The organism is Pseudomonas sp. GM55 (assembly GCF_000282395.1).
GTDB classification, from domain to species: Bacteria; Pseudomonadota; Gammaproteobacteria; order Pseudomonadales; family Pseudomonadaceae; genus Aquipseudomonas; species Aquipseudomonas fluorescens_CC.
Genome location: NZ_AKJJ01000064.1, coordinates 1 through 15,429, shown reverse-complemented (window position 1 = coordinate 15,429; position 15,429 = coordinate 1). Strand labels below are relative to the sequence as shown.

17 protein-coding genes are annotated in these 15,429 nt (G+C 61.2%); 4 read left to right on the top strand and 13 right to left on the bottom strand.

All coding sequences use genetic code 11. The annotated features are described in order from the left end of the window. Nucleotides 1-52: 52 nt before the first annotated feature. Complete coding sequence (locus PMI31_RS17960) at nucleotides 53-715, bottom strand: hypothetical protein (RefSeq protein ID WP_008019639.1); 663 nt, start codon at nucleotides 713-715, stop codon at nucleotides 53-55. A gap of 151 nt (nucleotides 716-866) precedes the next feature. On the opposite strand from PMI31_RS17960, the gene PMI31_RS17955 reads away from it, so the two are divergent. Beyond that, entirely contained in the window at nucleotides 867-1,238 is a 372-nt protein-coding gene (locus PMI31_RS17955) for a DUF3302 domain-containing protein (RefSeq protein ID WP_008019638.1), read from the top strand. Nucleotides 1,239-1,241: 3 nt separating this feature from the next. Then, entirely contained in the window at nucleotides 1,242-2,201 is a 960-nt protein-coding gene (locus PMI31_RS17950; RefSeq protein WP_008019637.1) for an HlyD family secretion protein, read from the top strand. A gap of 190 nt (nucleotides 2,202-2,391) precedes the next feature. Here PMI31_RS17950 and PMI31_RS31635 read toward each other — a convergent pair whose 3' ends face one another. The 8 genes from PMI31_RS31635 to PMI31_RS17915 all read right to left on the bottom strand — a co-directional run bounded on the left by PMI31_RS31635 (nucleotide 2,392) and on the right by PMI31_RS17915 (nucleotide 10,321). Beyond that, a complete protein-coding gene (locus PMI31_RS31635; protein ID WP_008019636.1) occupies nucleotides 2,392-2,517 on the bottom strand; it encodes a hypothetical protein in 126 nt (41 codons plus the stop codon). 146 nt (nucleotides 2,518-2,663) lie between these two features. Further along, nucleotides 2,664-3,731: a GGDEF domain-containing protein gene (locus PMI31_RS17945; protein WP_008019635.1), complete on the bottom strand. Its 1,068-nt coding sequence runs from the start codon at nucleotides 3,729-3,731 to the stop codon at nucleotides 2,664-2,666. 125 nt (nucleotides 3,732-3,856) lie between these two features. Then, a complete protein-coding gene (locus tag PMI31_RS17940; protein WP_008019634.1) occupies nucleotides 3,857-5,272 on the bottom strand; it encodes a purine-cytosine permease family protein in 1,416 nt (471 codons plus the stop codon). 354 nt (nucleotides 5,273-5,626) lie between these two features. Next, nucleotides 5,627-6,667 carry an ABC transporter substrate-binding protein gene (locus PMI31_RS17935; RefSeq protein WP_008019632.1) on the bottom strand — a complete coding sequence of 347 codons (1,041 nt, stop codon included), beginning with the start codon at nucleotides 6,665-6,667 and terminating at the stop codon, nucleotides 5,627-5,629. Nucleotides 6,668-6,702: 35 nt separating this feature from the next. Beyond that, nucleotides 6,703-7,872, bottom strand: a complete 1,170-nt coding sequence (gene argE, locus PMI31_RS17930) for an acetylornithine deacetylase (RefSeq protein WP_008019631.1) — start codon at nucleotides 7,870-7,872, stop codon at nucleotides 6,703-6,705. Next, nucleotides 7,865-8,539, bottom strand: a complete 675-nt coding sequence (locus PMI31_RS17925) for a DUF1028 domain-containing protein (protein ID WP_008019629.1) — start codon at nucleotides 8,537-8,539, stop codon at nucleotides 7,865-7,867. The genes argE and PMI31_RS17925 overlap by 8 nt, the downstream gene beginning before the upstream one ends. Before the next feature lie 10 nt (nucleotides 8,540-8,549). Continuing rightward, complete coding sequence (locus tag PMI31_RS17920; protein WP_003201555.1) at nucleotides 8,550-8,960, bottom strand: RidA family protein; 411 nt, start codon at nucleotides 8,958-8,960, stop codon at nucleotides 8,550-8,552. Beyond that, entirely contained in the window at nucleotides 8,960-10,321 is a 1,362-nt protein-coding gene (locus PMI31_RS17915) for a flavin-containing monooxygenase (protein WP_008019628.1), read from the bottom strand. Before PMI31_RS17915 ends, PMI31_RS17920 begins: the two co-directional genes overlap by 1 nt. 277 nt (nucleotides 10,322-10,598) lie before the next feature. On the opposite strand from PMI31_RS17915, the gene PMI31_RS17910 reads away from it, so the two are divergent. After that, complete coding sequence (locus PMI31_RS17910) at nucleotides 10,599-11,975, top strand: pyridoxal-phosphate dependent enzyme (protein WP_008019627.1); 1,377 nt, start codon at nucleotides 10,599-10,601, stop codon at nucleotides 11,973-11,975. After that, nucleotides 11,972-13,150 (top strand): trans-sulfuration enzyme family protein, encoded by a 1,179-nt coding sequence (locus tag PMI31_RS17905; protein WP_008019625.1) that lies wholly within the window; start codon nucleotides 11,972-11,974, stop codon nucleotides 13,148-13,150. Before PMI31_RS17910 ends, PMI31_RS17905 begins: the two co-directional genes overlap by 4 nt. 402 nt (nucleotides 13,151-13,552) lie before the next feature. Here the strand turns inward: PMI31_RS17905 and PMI31_RS17900 are convergent, their stop codons facing one another. The 4 genes from PMI31_RS17900 to PMI31_RS17885 all read right to left on the bottom strand — a co-directional run. Beyond that, nucleotides 13,553-14,167: a hypothetical protein gene (locus tag PMI31_RS17900; RefSeq protein WP_008019624.1), complete on the bottom strand. Its 615-nt coding sequence runs from the start codon at nucleotides 14,165-14,167 to the stop codon at nucleotides 13,553-13,555. Beyond that, nucleotides 14,164-14,370 (bottom strand): hypothetical protein, encoded by a 207-nt coding sequence (locus tag PMI31_RS17895; protein ID WP_008019621.1) that lies wholly within the window; start codon nucleotides 14,368-14,370, stop codon nucleotides 14,164-14,166. Before PMI31_RS17895 ends, PMI31_RS17900 begins: the two co-directional genes overlap by 4 nt. Further along, nucleotides 14,355-14,969, bottom strand: coding sequence for a hypothetical protein (locus PMI31_RS17890; RefSeq protein WP_008019620.1), 615 nt, complete (start codon nucleotides 14,967-14,969; stop codon nucleotides 14,355-14,357). The genes PMI31_RS17895 and PMI31_RS17890 overlap by 16 nt, the downstream gene beginning before the upstream one ends. Further along, nucleotides 14,966-15,429 (bottom strand): DUF2515 family protein (locus PMI31_RS17885; protein WP_008019618.1); only part of this gene is annotated, 464 nt, incomplete at its 5' end. The genes PMI31_RS17885 and PMI31_RS17890, both read right to left, overlap by 4 nt.

Below are 15,429 nucleotides of genomic sequence, written 5' to 3'. Positions count from 1 at the left end.
GGGCAAGTGTAAATGAGAACGAGTCTTTAGTGTGTTGAATTATCCCCAGTGGTTATCCACCCAGCGCAATGATTGCAAGGATCAGCACCGCCCCCGTGGCGGCCATGATCACCCCACCCTGCCATTGCGTGGCGCCCGCGTATCTGGCGAGCATCCAGCCGGCAATGAACAGCACCACAAGTCCGATCAGGTTGGACAGGCGGATGGCGAGTGCCGTCTGGTCGAGCAATATGAACGGCACCACCAGCGGAAATGTCGAGCACACCACCAACAGGAAAACACCCAGAGCACCCTTGAAGTCATTCCAGCCGAGACCGGCCCTGGTCGGCAAGGGGGGCTGTTCGAGCAGCCGACGGCGCAACAGTTCCAGGCCCTCGCTACCGGCCGCCGCGGCGAATTGCAGCGGCAACACTTGCGCAACGAGCGCCTGACCGGCCGCGGCGTCCGTGTCATTGCGCAGGTCGAGGTACAGCTTGATCCGGCGCGTGCGCTCGACCAGTGCGCGCAACAGGTACATGACCGCATCAGCCAGTCCCCAGGCGAGATTGCATCCGAGTGCGGCAAGCATCATCGTGCGTTCGGCCGCCTGGTCTGCCGTGGACACGCTGATGGTACCGGTGAACGTCATGGCCATCAGCAGGCCGAAGATCACCTCGGTAATGCGCTCGACAGGGTCAAGCACAGGCGCCCTTTCGAATTGACCATGGGTTTGCATGAATTCACCTCGCCAGGATCTGCCGGCACGATAGCGGTCAACGCTTCGTCCAGGCACCGGTTGTTCGAGCTGGATATCCGCGTTTCCGTCAAGTGTAGATTGAACGGCTACACTCATGCGGACACGTCACCTGCTGTAAAAGGAGCGATTCATGCTTGATTACTTCGCGCTGGGCATACTGATATTTGTCGGGCTCGTCTTGTTCTACGGAATCATCGTGCTCCATGACATCCCCTATGAAATTTCCGTTCACCGCAACCACCCGCACCAGGATGCGATCCACGCCACCGGCTGGGTCAGCCTGTTCACCCTGCATGCACTCTGGCCGTTCCTGTGGATCTGGGCAATGGCCTATCGAGAGGACCGGGGCTGGGGTTTCAGTGACGGACACTCAGGCAAAAGCCATGTGGTGCACCTCGAACAACAGGTCGCCGAACTGCAAGGGCGGATCGAGCGCCTCGAGGCGGCAACGGGCACGGCACAGACCAGGCTGCCAACGGACAATCACGGCGAGGGCCTCTGAGCCATGGATCTTTTACTCATTCTGACGTATGCCGCACTCTGCGTTGCCATCTTCAAGATCTTCCGCATCCCCCTGAACAAATGGACGGTGCCCACAGCGGTACTGGGCGGGATCGTGATCATCGGCGCGCTGATTTTCACCATGAACTACAACCACCCCTACTCCGAGGTGGCGCGTACCTATTTCGTATCGGTGCCGGTCATACCCGTGGTCAGCGGCCCGGTGATCGACGTGCCGGTGAAATCCAACCAGCCCCTGGAAAAAGGCGATGTGCTGTTCAGCATCGATCCCGCGCCTTTCGAATACCGGGTCAGATCCCTCAAGGCGCAACTGATTGCCGCCCAGGCCGACCGCGCCCGGATCACCGAGTTGATCAAGCGTAATTTCAGTACCCAACGGGAACTGGACATTGTGGTCTCTCGCAGTGATGACCTGAAGGCCCAACTGGACAACGCGCAATACGAACTCGACAACACCACGGTCCGTGCGCCGAGCAAAGGCTTCGTCACCCATGTTTCGCTGCGTCCGGGTATGATGGCGACCAAGTTGCCGCTGCGCCCTTCGATGGTCTTCATTCCCGATGAAGGGCATTATTTCGCCGCGTGGATGCGCCAGAACAGCCTGTTGCGCCTGACCGAGGGCGACGAGGCCGAAGTCGCCTTTGACGGCATTCCCGGGAGAGTATTCGAAGGCAGGGTCAAAACCGTGGTTTCGGTCATCGCCGAAGGCCAGGTTCAACCTTCGGGCACGCTGATCGGCTTCACCGGTTCACCACCGGCCGGCCGGGTCCCGGTGATCATTGAGATCACCGACCCCGACTATGCCCAATACAGCAGCCAGATGCCCGGCGGGTCCTACGGCCAGGCGGCGTTGTACAGCCAGCATTTCCATCACATCGCGATGATGCGCAAGATCCTTCTGCGCATGGCCGCATGGATGAACTACATCTTTCCGTTCCACTGATCCGGCAGCGCCGGCAACTGGCTCAATCCTTGAATTTGTAGGAGCGAGCTTGCTCGCGATGGACTCAAGAGCGCCGCGTTTATTCAGTAAACACGCGGCATCGTTAACGACCATCGCGAGCAAGCTCGCTCCTACAGGTCGCGGTGCTTTCGGTATCGGGAGTTGTTGAGCGTGGCATCGAGGGTCGGCGCTAGAGAATCCAGCTCAGCAGCAGGTGCGAGGCAATCCAGGGAGACGCCTGGGCCACACCCCATGCCAGCAGGGCACACACGAACAGGTAGCCCGCAACGAACCTGAACATCGAGTCGTTTTCCATGCCACCCTCCCGGCTTTACAGCCATGCCGGGCGTTCAATGCGAATGCGTAACCCCTGGGTCGCCCGTGAAAGTTACGAGTGCAAGAACGGTTTTCAGTTCCACAGGCGTACAAATCGGGAAAACATGACGTCTACTTCATCCTCGGCTAACGGGCCTCGACCGGTACGTCGGGTTGCTGACGTACCTGATTGCGCCCGTTGCGCTTGGCCTGGTACAGCGCGTCGTCGGCGCGGGTCACCAGGCTTTCCGGGGTGTCGCCGGGTTGTGCATGGGCCACGCCGAACGACGCGGTGATGGTGTCCAGCACGGTGTCGGTGCCCCGGGCCTTGACCCGCAGCGCCTGGACTTTCAGGCGCAGGCGCTCGGCATAAGCACCGGCAGCCGCCAGATCCGGGCAATCCTTGAGCACTACACAGAATTCTTCACCGCCATAACGCGCGGCAAAGGCCTCGGCCGGCAGCGAATCGCGCAACACCTGGGCGACATGCTGAAGCACCCGGTCGCCCAGGGGATGGCCGTACTGGTCATTGAATTGTTTGAAGTGGTCGATATCCAGCATCACCAGCGCCACGCCGGTCGCCGCGTTGCTCATTGCCTGTTCAAGTTTGCGGTTGAAAGTGGCACGGTTGAGCAGCTCGGTCAGGCCATCGAGGGTCGCCGCCAATTGCGCGCGCTCCAGTTTGTCCCGCAGGCTTTTGATTTCGTGCTGTGCGGACTGCAACTGGGCGAGGAAATGCTCCTGCTGACTCTGCATGAGCTGGGTGCTCTTTTGCAGTTGGCTCAGGATGCCCGGCAAGCGCTCGCTGGTCGGTTCTTCAAGCATTTGCAGGTATTGGCCGAGGCTGGCCTGGAAATTCTGATTGCCCTTCACGCTGCGCGAAACATCGCGCTCCATATCATCAACCAGATTGATCGCGTCCTGTTGCCCGGCGCGAGCGTCCGCCAGCTCATCACGGATGATGTACTCGCGAAACAGTTTAGCGGCGGACTCCGGAGGAAAGTAGTCGAAATCGTTGACGACCCGGTCCAGGTGCCGATTGAGTTCCGGCTCCTGGCCTTTGCTGTAGGTGTACCAGAGCGCGTAATGCACCGGATTGGGCGGAATGTTGTGGCGAACCATCAGCGGCACGGCCTGCTTGAGCAATGCCGCTGCCTCACGGGAGTCTTCTGGATACAGCGCTAGAACAGTCGCACGTGTGTCTGATTGGCTCATGGCTTCACTGTGGTTGTTTTTATCTGGCGATTGGCAAACGCGCTGAGCATAACCATACGCCCGAAAAACAGCCATCCCTGGCGTTCACAACCGTTCAACCCGGTAAATCTGTTCCAGATACCCGATCAGCTGTTGGTTGGCATCAACCCGGCCATGGTCTGGCGCCGACGATAAGCCGTGTCACGGTTGGCCAGCCAGTAGTACAGCGGTGTGGTGACCGCCAGGCCGACCAGCCACGACAGATCCGCACCGTCGATATGTACCGCCACGGGGCCGGTGTAGATCGGCGTGTTCATGAACGGAATCTGCACCACGATGCCGATGGCGTAAGCCAGCAGGGCCTGCGGATTGAAGCGGCCATAGATGCCACCGTCGACACGGAAGATCGAGGCGATGTCGTAGTCACCCTTGTGGATCGCATAGAAGTCGATGAGGTTGATCGCGGTCCAGGGCACCAGCACCACCAGCAACGCCAGCACCAGGTCGACGAAGTGCCCGATGAAGTCCGCCGAGGCGCCGATGGCCGCCACACAGCAACCGGCCAGGATGATCAGCGACAGCACCGCCCGGCTTTGCGCCGTCGGAATCCAGCGGTGGGCGAAGGTTTGCAGCAAGGTGATCACCGACAGCACGGCACCATACAGGTTCAGGGCGTTGTGGCTGATCACGCTGAGCAGGAACAGCACCAGCATCAACGGGCCGATGGCACCGGTTGCAAGCTTCACGGCGTCCATGGTGTCCATGCCCTCCGGCGTTGCCAGCACGGCGACGGCGCCGAACACGAAGGACAGGATCGAACCCAGCGACGAGCCGAGGTAGGTCGCCCAGAAGGTCGCGCTGACTTTCACGTCCTTGGGCAGGTAACGCGAATAGTCGGACACGTACGGTGCGAACGCGATCTGCCAGAGCGCCGCCAGCGACACCGTGGCCAGCCAGCCGGAAATGTTGAAACTGCCGCGGGTCAGGAAGTCATCGGTCTGCACGTGGGTCAGGATGTAGCCGAAGCCCAGCACGATGCCCAGGCCCAGCACCCAGGTGCCGATGCGGTTGAGCACGTGGATGAAGCGGTAGCCAATGATGCCGATGATCCCCGAACCGAGACCGCCGAGGACGATGCCGACCGATACCGGCACGCTCTCGACCACGCCATGCAGCGACTTGCCGGCCAGGACGATATTGGAGGCGAAGAAACCGATGTACATCACGCCGGCAATCACCACCACCAGCAACGCGCCCAATGAACCGAACTGTGCGCGACTCTGGATCATCTGCGGAATGCCCATCTGCGGGCCTTGCGCCGAGTGCAACGCCATCAGCACACCGCCGACCAGATGGCCAACGATGATGGCGACAATGCCCCAGACCAGGTTCAGGTGGAACAACTGCACGCCGAGCGCGCCGGTGACGATGGGCAACGGCGCGATATTGCCGCCGAACCACAGGGTGAACAGATCTTTGACCTTTCCGTGGCGATCCTCAGGGGGGACGTACCCGATCGTGTGTTTCTCAATGAGCGGGGCGGATGAAGCGGTGGTGGACATGACGAACTCCAAGGCAAGGATGAGTACGTGTTCGTACTTCGGTGTGCGCAGACGGGACGGCGCATTTCTTGTTGGGAGCGATCATGGACAAAGAATGAAGAGAGGAAAATTAGTTAATTTGTGCCTTTAAACGTTAAAAAAGATTGCGCTGTTATCAGGTTTATCCAGCAGAAAAACTCAATTACAGCTAAAAACAAAGCACAACAGATCGCGCCATTCACTAAACAATTGAACGACGAAATCCCTGTGGGAGCGGGCTTGCCCGCGAAGAGGCCGGCACATGCAACATTAATGTTGACTGGCCCATCGCCTTCGCGGGCAAGCCCGCTCCCACAGGGTTATGCGGTGCCTGTATCAGCGCGCAGCCCAGGCGTTGAAGCGCTGCTCAAGCTCCTCGCCATGGTCAACCCAGAACTCCGCATCCACTGCCCGTGCACCGGCCAGGTTGGTCTCGGCGGTCGGTAACTGCTCTTGCACGGCCTTGGGCAGCAATGGCAGGGTCTGGCGATGCACCGGCCCGTAAGGGATGTTTTCCGAGAAGACTTTTTGCGTCTGCGGCTGGCTGGCAAACGCGATGAAGTTTTCGGCCAACGCCTTGTTCGGCGTGCCTTTGACCACCGCCCAGTATTCCGGGTCGTACAGGCTTTGCGGCCAGACGATGCTCAGTTTCATGCCTTCTTTTTGCGCCGAGGCAATCCGGCCGTTGTAGGCCGCACTCATCACCACGTCCCCGGCCACCAGCCACTGCGCCGGTTGTGCGCCCGCCTCCCACCACTGGATGTTCGGCTTGATCTGGTCGAGCTTGGCAAAGGCCCGCGTCACGCCTTGCGGGGTGTTCAAGACTTTGTACACATCGTCAGCCTTGACGCCGTCGGCCAGCAAAGCGATTTCCAGGGTGTACTTGGCGCTCTTGCGCAGGCCGCGCTTGCCCGGGAAGTCGGCGACATTCCAGAAGTCCGCCCAGGATTGCGGCGCCTTGGCCTGCTTGCTCTGGTCATAGGCCATGACCATCGACCACACGTAAGTGGCCACCCCGCATTCGGTCAGCGCACCCGGCACGAAGTTCGCCGAATCACCGAAGCGTCCCGCATCGAGCTTCTCGAACAGACCCTCCTCGCAGCCGCGCAACAACTCGGGGCTTTCGACTTCCACCACGTCCCAACTGGTGTGACCGGCCGAGACCATGGCCTTGATCTTCGACAGCTCGCCGTTGTATTCCCCGGCGATGATGTTGCCCGCGCCGCTGGCGTTGAAGGGCTGGAAATAGGCTTTATCCTGAGCCTGTTTGGTAGCACCACCGAAGGAAATCACGGTGAGGTCCTGGGGGGCCGCCCACACACCGGCGCTCAACAACGCCAGGGCAAACGGAACACTGCAACGCAAGGATCTGGACATGGATCGCTTCCTCGGGCCTGAATGGCCCTTTGTTGTTATGGGTGTTCGGATTCACTCAAGTAAGCCGCCAGGCGATCCATCAAGCGGTCACAGGCCGCCATCTGTTCGACGCTGACAAATTCATCGGGCTTGTGCCCCTGGTCCATACTGCCGGGGCCGCAGACCACCGACGGTATGCCGGCCTGATCGAACAGCCCGCCTTCGGTGCCAAAGGCCACGGTGCTGAAATCATTGCTGCCGCATAGCTCGGCAATCAGCCGCGCCGCCGCGCTGTCGGCGGGTGTCGCCAAGCCGGGGTAGGCCGAGATTTTTTCAAAGCGGATAGCCGTATCGGTATCAACGGCCTGCATGGCCGGCAGCAACATCTGCTCGGCGTAGTCCCGCAGCTCATCGACGACCACTTGCGGGGCGAAGTCCGGCAAGGCGCGTATCTCGAAATCGAAACGGCAGTCCGCTGGAACGATGTTCAGCGCCGTACCGCCCTGGATCACCCCGACCTGCACGGTCGAGAACGCCGGATCGAAGCGCTTGTCGTGCAATGGCGGGCGGGCCAGCGTGGCGCCGATTTCACCCAGCCGACCGATCAGCCGTGCGGCCTGCTCGATGGCGTTCACCCCATAAGGCGCGTAAGCCGAATGGCACGGCGCACCGTGTACGTGGCAGCGCATCGCCAGCTTGCCCTTGTGACCGAGCACCGGTTTGAGTTCGGTCGGCTCGCCGATCAGGCACAACGCCGGTGCCGGGATACGCTGGGGCAGCACCTCCAGCAACCCGCGAACGCCAAGGCACCCGACTTCTTCGTCGTAGGAAAACGCCAAATGCACCGGGCGCTTTAAAGGGCTTTCCAAAAACATCGGCACGGCCGCCAACACAGAAGCCAGATAGCCCTTCATGTCCGCGGTGCCGCGCCCGTAAAGTTTGCCGTGCGCCTCGCTCAGGCAGAACGGCTCGACCGTCCAGGCCTGACCGTCCACCGGGACCACATCGGTATGTCCGGACAGCACGATGCCGCCGGCCACGCGCGGGCCGACCGTGGCCAACAGATTGGCCTTGGTCCGCTCGGCGTTGTAGATCAGTTCGCAATCCACGCCCAGTTCGTGCAGGTAGTCACGCACGAACTCGATCAGCGCCAGGTTCGAATCGCGGCTGACCGTGGCGAACCCGATCAATCGCGCGAGCATGGCGCGGCTGCGCAACTCACTCATCGCCGGGCACTCCATAGCTCGGAGCCACGGTCGGATTGAGGGCGCGGGTCAGGTAGTCCTGCAGTTGCGGCTCGTAGGCAGACCACAGTTTGCCCAGCTCGCCGATCGGGTTTTCATCGGCCCAATCCACCCGCAGGTCGACAATCGGCCAGGTCAGGTCACCGACCACCGACAACGCCGCCGAGTGCACCGCGCCGGCTTCGCCCCCAGCATCCTGCCCGGCTTGCAAGGCGCTCATCAGGCGGGTGGCGAGGCAGCCTTCGCTGTTTTCGAACGCCGCGACCATCGCCTCGATCACCCCACTGTTGGCCAGCAGGTTGCCAGCCGCCACGCATTGGTCGCCGGCCAGGGCGTTGTTGATGCCCAGCGCATGGTTGCCGCTGAACACCGCCGTGCGTCCCTGGGCATCGACCACCGCCACCTGGCGGTACTGGCTGTAGCCATTGCGGGTCAATGAGTGGTCCAGCGCCTGGGGCGGCGCCGAGCCGTTGGCCAGTTCATCGAGGATCTGCGGGCCGAGGGCCGGCAGCGTGATGTTCTGGCTCGACACTGCGCCGACACCGGCCCGCAGCCAGGGGCAACGCGCGCCGACGGCAATGCTCGATGAGCTGATGGCAATGCCCAGCTGGCCGGTCTCGGCGCAGCGACCAACGATGGAAAAGGTCATGGCGAATTCCTTATTCAGGGATGACAGCGATCACATCGATTTCCATCAGCCACTGCGGCTGGCCGAGGGCGCTGACCACAAGGCCAGTGGAAATCGGGAACACACCCTTGAGCCACTTGCCGACTTCCTGGTACACCGGCTCGCGATAGCGCGGGTCGATCAGGTAAGTGGTGGTCTTGACGATGTGGCTCAGGTCGCTGCCGGCCTCTTCGAGCAGTTGCTTGACGTTGCGCATGGCCTGTTCCGCCTGGGCGCGCGGATCACCGAGGCCCACCAGTTGGCCGTTGAAATCGGTGCCGACCTGACCACGGACATACACGGTGTTGCCGGCGCGCACGGCCTGGCACAGGTCGTTGTCGAGCGTCTGGTTGGGGTAGGTGTCTTTGGTGTTGAACATGCGGATGCGGGTATGAGTAGGCATTAACGAACTCCCATGAGGCTGGCTTTCTGAAGAGGTGCACGGGCGGCGTCGGCTTGACGCTGAGTCGCATCCCGATAGTTGAAATAAGTGCGCTGTTTAACGATGTGATCGGCAATGTGCTTGGCGTCGTGCCAAACGCCCCAGATAAACGCGGAGCCACGACGGGACTGCCACGGCAAACCGACGAAATACACGCCGGGCTCCGCCGACACGCCGCGTTGGTGCTGCGGCTTGCCGTTTTCCTTGAAGGCATCGACCTTCAGCCAGCTGTAATCGGTGGAGTAACCGGTGGCCCAGATGATCGTGGTGACACCGGCCTTCACCAGGTCGAGCTCAAGAATCGGCTTGGTCACGCAGTCCGGATCGGCCAGCATGGCGCGGGCTTCGGGCTCCAGCGGCAGGTCCAGGCCGTTGCGTTCGATATAGGCGTCGGCCTTGTCGAGCAGCGCGAGGTAGTTTTCATCGCCGCGCCGGATGTTGTCGGCGAGGTTATTTTCGAAGCTCACCACCGCGCCGTTGAACGCTTGGGTCAGACCGACCAGGGTCATGCCTTGATGAGCCAGCCGGCGGAAGTCCACGGTGTGGCCACCACGGGCACCGCTCACGGCGATGGTCACATGCTCCTTGCCAGGTTGCATGGCCTCGGCATCCCACTCGCCGAGCACCCCCAGCCACCAGCAGAAATCGCGGTTGCGGTAGGCGCGCGGCGGACGATCGTGGGCACCCACCGAGAGGTAGACCTGCTTGCCGGAACGTTGCAGTTCATCGGCGATCTGCACGCCCGAAGAACCGGCGCCCACCACCAGTACGGCGCCTTCGGCCAGTTGCTGCGGGTTGTAGTATTGAGCCGAGTGAATCTGGCTGATGCCAGCGATTTGCGGAGCAATCGGCGGAATGGCCGGACGCTGGAACGGACCCGTGGCGACCACCACGTGGCGGGCCTCGATCACGCCATCAGAGGTTTCAACAGTGAAACCCGGGCGATCCGCGTTGCGCTCTACTGTCTTGACTTCAACACCGGTGCGGATCGGCGCGTTGAACTTGCGGGCGTAGGCCTCGAAGTACTCAGCCACCTGCTCTTTTCCGGCGAAGGCATCCGGGTCCAGGCCGTCGAATTCCAGGCCCGGGAAGCGGTCGTGCCAGGCAGGACCGTTGGCCACCAGCGAATCCCAGCGGCCAGTGCGCCAGGCCTCGGCGATACGGTTGCGCTCCAGCACGAGGTGGGGCACACCGAGTTTGCTCAGGTGTTCACTCATGGCCACGCCGGCCTGGCCGGCGCCAACAACAAGCGTATCAATTTCGGTTTTATCAACTGTCATGGCTGTGCACTTCTGAAAGGTGGTTTGATTCAGGTCGGTCATGGCTGCCGCCTCGATTCTGATCACTGTTGTTCTTCTGCTACGGCTATCGGTGTCAGGGTGTTGGCCGCATTCTGTTCGGAGCCGGGAATTAGCGAAATTATGTTTTTTGTGGTCGCTGGCGAGGAAAAAGCGTCGAGGCGACCGGCTGGCCACATGAGGTTGTGGCAGACCCGATCCCGGCCTATGGTTCTAGCGATGCAATGCCTGCGATCGATGCCTGATGGCACACCGCAGGCCACTGTCCACCCAGTGCGTATTTGCGCAAGGAAGTGACGACATGCCTGACAACTCCCGCCCTGCCGTGCTCGAACTGATCGGCAACACACCTCTGGTACGGGTCAGCCGGTTCGATACCGGCCCGTGCACGCTGTTTCTCAAACTCGAATCCCAGAACCCCGGCGGTTCGATCAAGGACCGTATCGGTCTGGCAATGATCGATGCCGCCGAGCGCGATGGCCGCCTGCGCTCCGGTGGCACCATTGTCGAAGCCACCGCCGGCAACACCGGCCTCGGCCTGGCCCTGGTCGGCCGCGCCAAGGGTTATCGGGTGGTGCTGGTGGTACCGGACAAGATGTCCACCGAGAAGGTCCTGCACCTCAAGGCCATGGGCGCCGAGGTGCACATCACTCGCTCCGATGTCGGCAAGGGCCATCCCGAGTACTACCAGGATGTCGCCGCGCGGCTGGCCGCGGATATTCCCGACGCGTTCTTCGCCGACCAGTTCAACAACCCGGCCAACCCGCTGGCCCATGAATACAGCACCGCGCCGGAGATCTGGGCGCAGACCCAGCATGATCTGGACGCCATCGTCGTCGGCGTCGGTTCCGCCGGGACCCTGACCGGGCTGACGCGCTTTTTCCAACGCGTGCAGCCGGATCTGGAAATGGTCCTGGCCGACCCGGTCGGTTCGGTAATGGCCGAGTACAGCCGCAGCGGCACCCTCGGCACGCCCGGTTCGTGGGCGGTGGAAGGCATAGGCGAAGACTTCATTCCATCGATTGCCGACCTGTCCAGCGTGCGCCACGCCTATTCGATCAGCGATGAAGAAAGCTTCGACCACGCCCGCCAACTGCTGCGCGCCGAAGGCATCCTCGGCGGTTCCTCGACCGGCACCCTGCTGGCTGCCGCACTGCGTTACTGCCGCGAACAGACCACGCCGAAACGGGTGGTGAGCTTCGTCTGCGACACCGGTACGCGTTACCTGTCGAAGATCTACAACGACCAGTGGATGAACGATCAGGGCCTGCTGCAACGCAAGCAATACGGTGACCTGCGCGACCTGATCGCGCGGCGCTTCGAGGACGGCCGGGTGATCAGCGTCGGCCCCGATGACACCCTGCTCACCGCCTTTCAGCGCATGCGCCTGGCGGATGTGTCGCAACTGCCGGTGCTGGTGAACGGCAAGCAACTGGTCGGCGTGATCGACGAGTCCGACATCCTGCTGGGGGTGCATGAAGACGTTGCGCACTTCCGCAAAGCCGTGGCCAGCGCCATGACCGACAAGCTGCAAACCCTGTCCCCCGATGCCACGCTGGCTGATCTGGAGGCAGAGCTGGGCCGTGGGCTGGTGGCGATCATTAAGGACGCCTCGGGTTTCCACGGCCTGATTACCCGAACCGACATGCTCAACCACCTGCGGAGATCCCTGCCATGAGTCAGCACGATGAAAATGCCCCACCGCGCGGCTTCGCCACCCGCGTGATCCATGCCGGGCAAACGCCGGACCCGTCGACCGGGGCGCTGATGCCGCCGATCTATGCCAACTCCACCTATCTGCAGCAGAGCCCCGGGGTGCACAAAGGCCTCGACTACGGGCGTTCGCACAACCCGACGCGCTGGGCGCTGGAACGCTGCGTGGCCGACCTGGAAGGCGGCACCCGGGCCTTTGCGTTCGCCTCGGGCCTGGCGACCATTTCCACCGTGCTGGAACTGCTCGACGCCGGCTCGCACATCGTCTCCGGCAACGACCTTTACGGCGGCACCTTCCGCCTGTTCGACAAGGTGCGCCAGCGCAGCGCCGGGCACCGCTTCAGCTTCGTCGACCTGACCGACCTGGCGGCGTTCGAGGCGTCCCTGCAGGACGACACACGGATGGTCATGGTCGAGACCCCGAGCAATCCGCTGCTGCGCCTCACCGACCTTGCCGCCATCGCCCGCACCTGCCGCGCGCGCGGCATTCTCTGCGTGGCCGACAACACCTTCGCCAGCCCGTGGATCCAGCGCCCGCTGGAACTGGGTTTCGACATCGTGCTGCACTCGACCACCAAATACCTGAACGGCCACTCCGACGTGATCGGCGGCATCGCCGTGGTCGGGCAGAACGCCGAACTGGCCGAGCGCCTGGGCTTCCTGCAAAACGCCGTCGGTGCCATCGCCGGCCCGTTCGATGCGTTCCTCACCCTGCGTGGCGTAAAGACCCTGGCATTGCGCATGGAGCGTCATTGCAGTAATGCGCTGGACCTGGCGCAGTGGCTGGAGCGTCAGCCGCAAGTCTCACGGGTCTACTACCCCGGTCTGCCCTCGCACCCGCAACACGAACTGGCCCAACGGCAAATGCGCGGTTTTGGCGGGATGATTTCCCTCGACCTCAACAGCGATCTGGCGGGCACCAAACGCTTCCTCGAGAGCGTGCGGATCTTCGCCCTGGCCGAGAGCCTGGGCGGCGTGGAAAGCCTGATCGAACATCCGGCGATCATGACCCACGCCACCATTCCACCCGATACCCGCGCAGAACTGGGCATCGGCGACGGGTTGGTGCGGTTGTCGGTGGGGGTCGAAGATGTCGAGGACTTGCGTGCCGATCTGGCGCAGGCGTTGGCGCGGATGTAATCACCTGAACGGCGGCACACCGCAAAACCTGTACCTGTAGGAGCGAGCTCGCTCGCGATGGACTCAAGAGCGCCGCGTTCAGTCAGTAAACACGCGGCATCGTTAACGATCATCGCGAGCGAGCTCGCTCCTACAGTTGCATCAGCTTGCAGGTCAGGAGTTTCTGGAAGGTATCCACCAGCAATGACTAGCTATACAGGGTCAAGGACTCGTCCATGGCGTGGCCAGTGACAGCCAGATGAGGTAGTGCTCTTGCGTAAGGCGCTTGTTGCCCCGAAAGCGACTCACTACCAACAGCACTTGAGACAGCCATTCAATCGCTGACAGCGTCAGGAAGGATGCGACCGCCAGTGCCAACGCACCGCACCGCACCGCACCGCCAGCCTATGCACTGCAACAAACTCATTGCACGCCCCGTGATCGGTGGATTCCCAATGTGATGAGGTAGCGTTCCTCGGTGGGACGCTTGTTGTCCCTGAAGCGACTGACCACCAGCATCAGTTGGTACTTGTCACCTGCTCGCCAGTAGGCTTTTTCAACGTTGTTTGTCTCTCGCAATCGATCACGCCATTGCGGGGTGTCGGCGAACGATGGGAACTCCTTGACCCGTATGGGCACCCAGCCAGCGTTGCGCCATTGCTCTTGCAGGTCCAGCACGACCTTGAGGGTGTCATCGAGCAATAGCGGCTCGACCTGTGGGGACATGCGGACGCTGATAATCATCTCTTTGTTATAAAAAATCACAAAAAATCGGGCCGGCGGAGTTACAAAGCCATACTGGGTATCTATAAATCGCAGGCGGGCATCGGACTTCGGAATGTTGAACGATACATGTCCGGGAATGGCCGGATCGATGCCTGCGCTGGAGCGCTGGCGCATGGTTTCGTATGGCTCGCCAATCACCAAGGCGATTTCCGGCTCGTCCGACAGGAGTTGAATCACCACCACTGTCAAGAAAACCGTGACTGCTAGTACCACGAGACCACGTCGACAACCCACGCGATGCATCAGGCTCATCGGATGCCCCCACCTAGAGCGATATCCCGAATCGACTGCTCAATCTGTTCACGTTTGTCGCTATGCAGGAGATCATCAAACTGCTTCGCCGCCCTCAGCACGAAAACCATGCGTTGCTTGATATCGGCCAGGTTGGCAACGGGGTTGTTGCTAAAACCTATGGTGCGCTCGTCATCAATGCGCGGGGTCAAGGATTCACCCATGGCGTGGCGAGCCCCAGCGTTATGAGGTAGCGCTCTTCCGTAGGACGCTTGTCGTCCCTGAAACGCCCGACTACCAGCATCACTTGATACTGGTTACCTGCTTGCCAATAGGACGTGCCGCCCTTGTTCACGTCCCGCAATCGGGCTCGCCACTCTGGCGTGTTGGCGAACGGTGGATCTTCCTTGACCCGGATGGGTGTCCAGCCAGCTTTGCGCCATTGCTCTTGCAGATCCAGCACGACCTTGATGGCGTCGTCGAGTAGTAGTGGCTCGATTTGTGGGGACATGCGGACATTACCAACTCGCTCATCATCGAAACTTACGCTGAGGAAGCGCGCCAATGGGGTCAAAAACCCGTATTGAGGGTCTACGAAACGCAGGCGAGCATCGGTACTGGGGATGTCGAACCCATAATGCCCCGGGATAGCTGGACCTATGGTTGCAGTGGAGCGCTGGCGCATATCTTCCCAAGGCTCGCCAGTCACCAACGCAATTTCTGGCTCATCCGACAAGACTTGAACTGCTGCGACTATCAGGAGGGTCACGACGGCCAGCGCCAACACTCCACGTCGCCAGCCCACACGCTGCAAGAGACTCACCGTACGCCTCCACTGAAGGCAATTTCCCGAATTGACTGCTCAATCTGGTCGCGCTTGTCGCTGTGCAGTAAATCGTCAAACTGCTTCGCCGCCTTCAACACGAAGGCCATGCGTTGCTTGATGTCGGCCAGGTTGGCAACGGGATTGTTGCCAAAATCTATGGTTCGCCCGTCATCGACGGGATGGCATTGACTGGCCAGGGTCAGCTCGATGGCTTGAGCGGCACCAGAAGGCAAGTTGGTGACGTAGGAGGCGTGGTTACCGCGCAGCAACCATTGCAGACCTTTGTTGTTGTACATAGCAGGTTGCAGAATGTTCCGTTGTTCGTGTACGGCAAGATGCTCAACACTTTTGGCGATGTGACCGGCCTCAATCGCCTCGAAGGCTAGGAGAATTTCTTCATGGTTAATCCCGAACCTCAGCGTTTCCTGCCCCACTGGCCACAACACCGGATATTCAC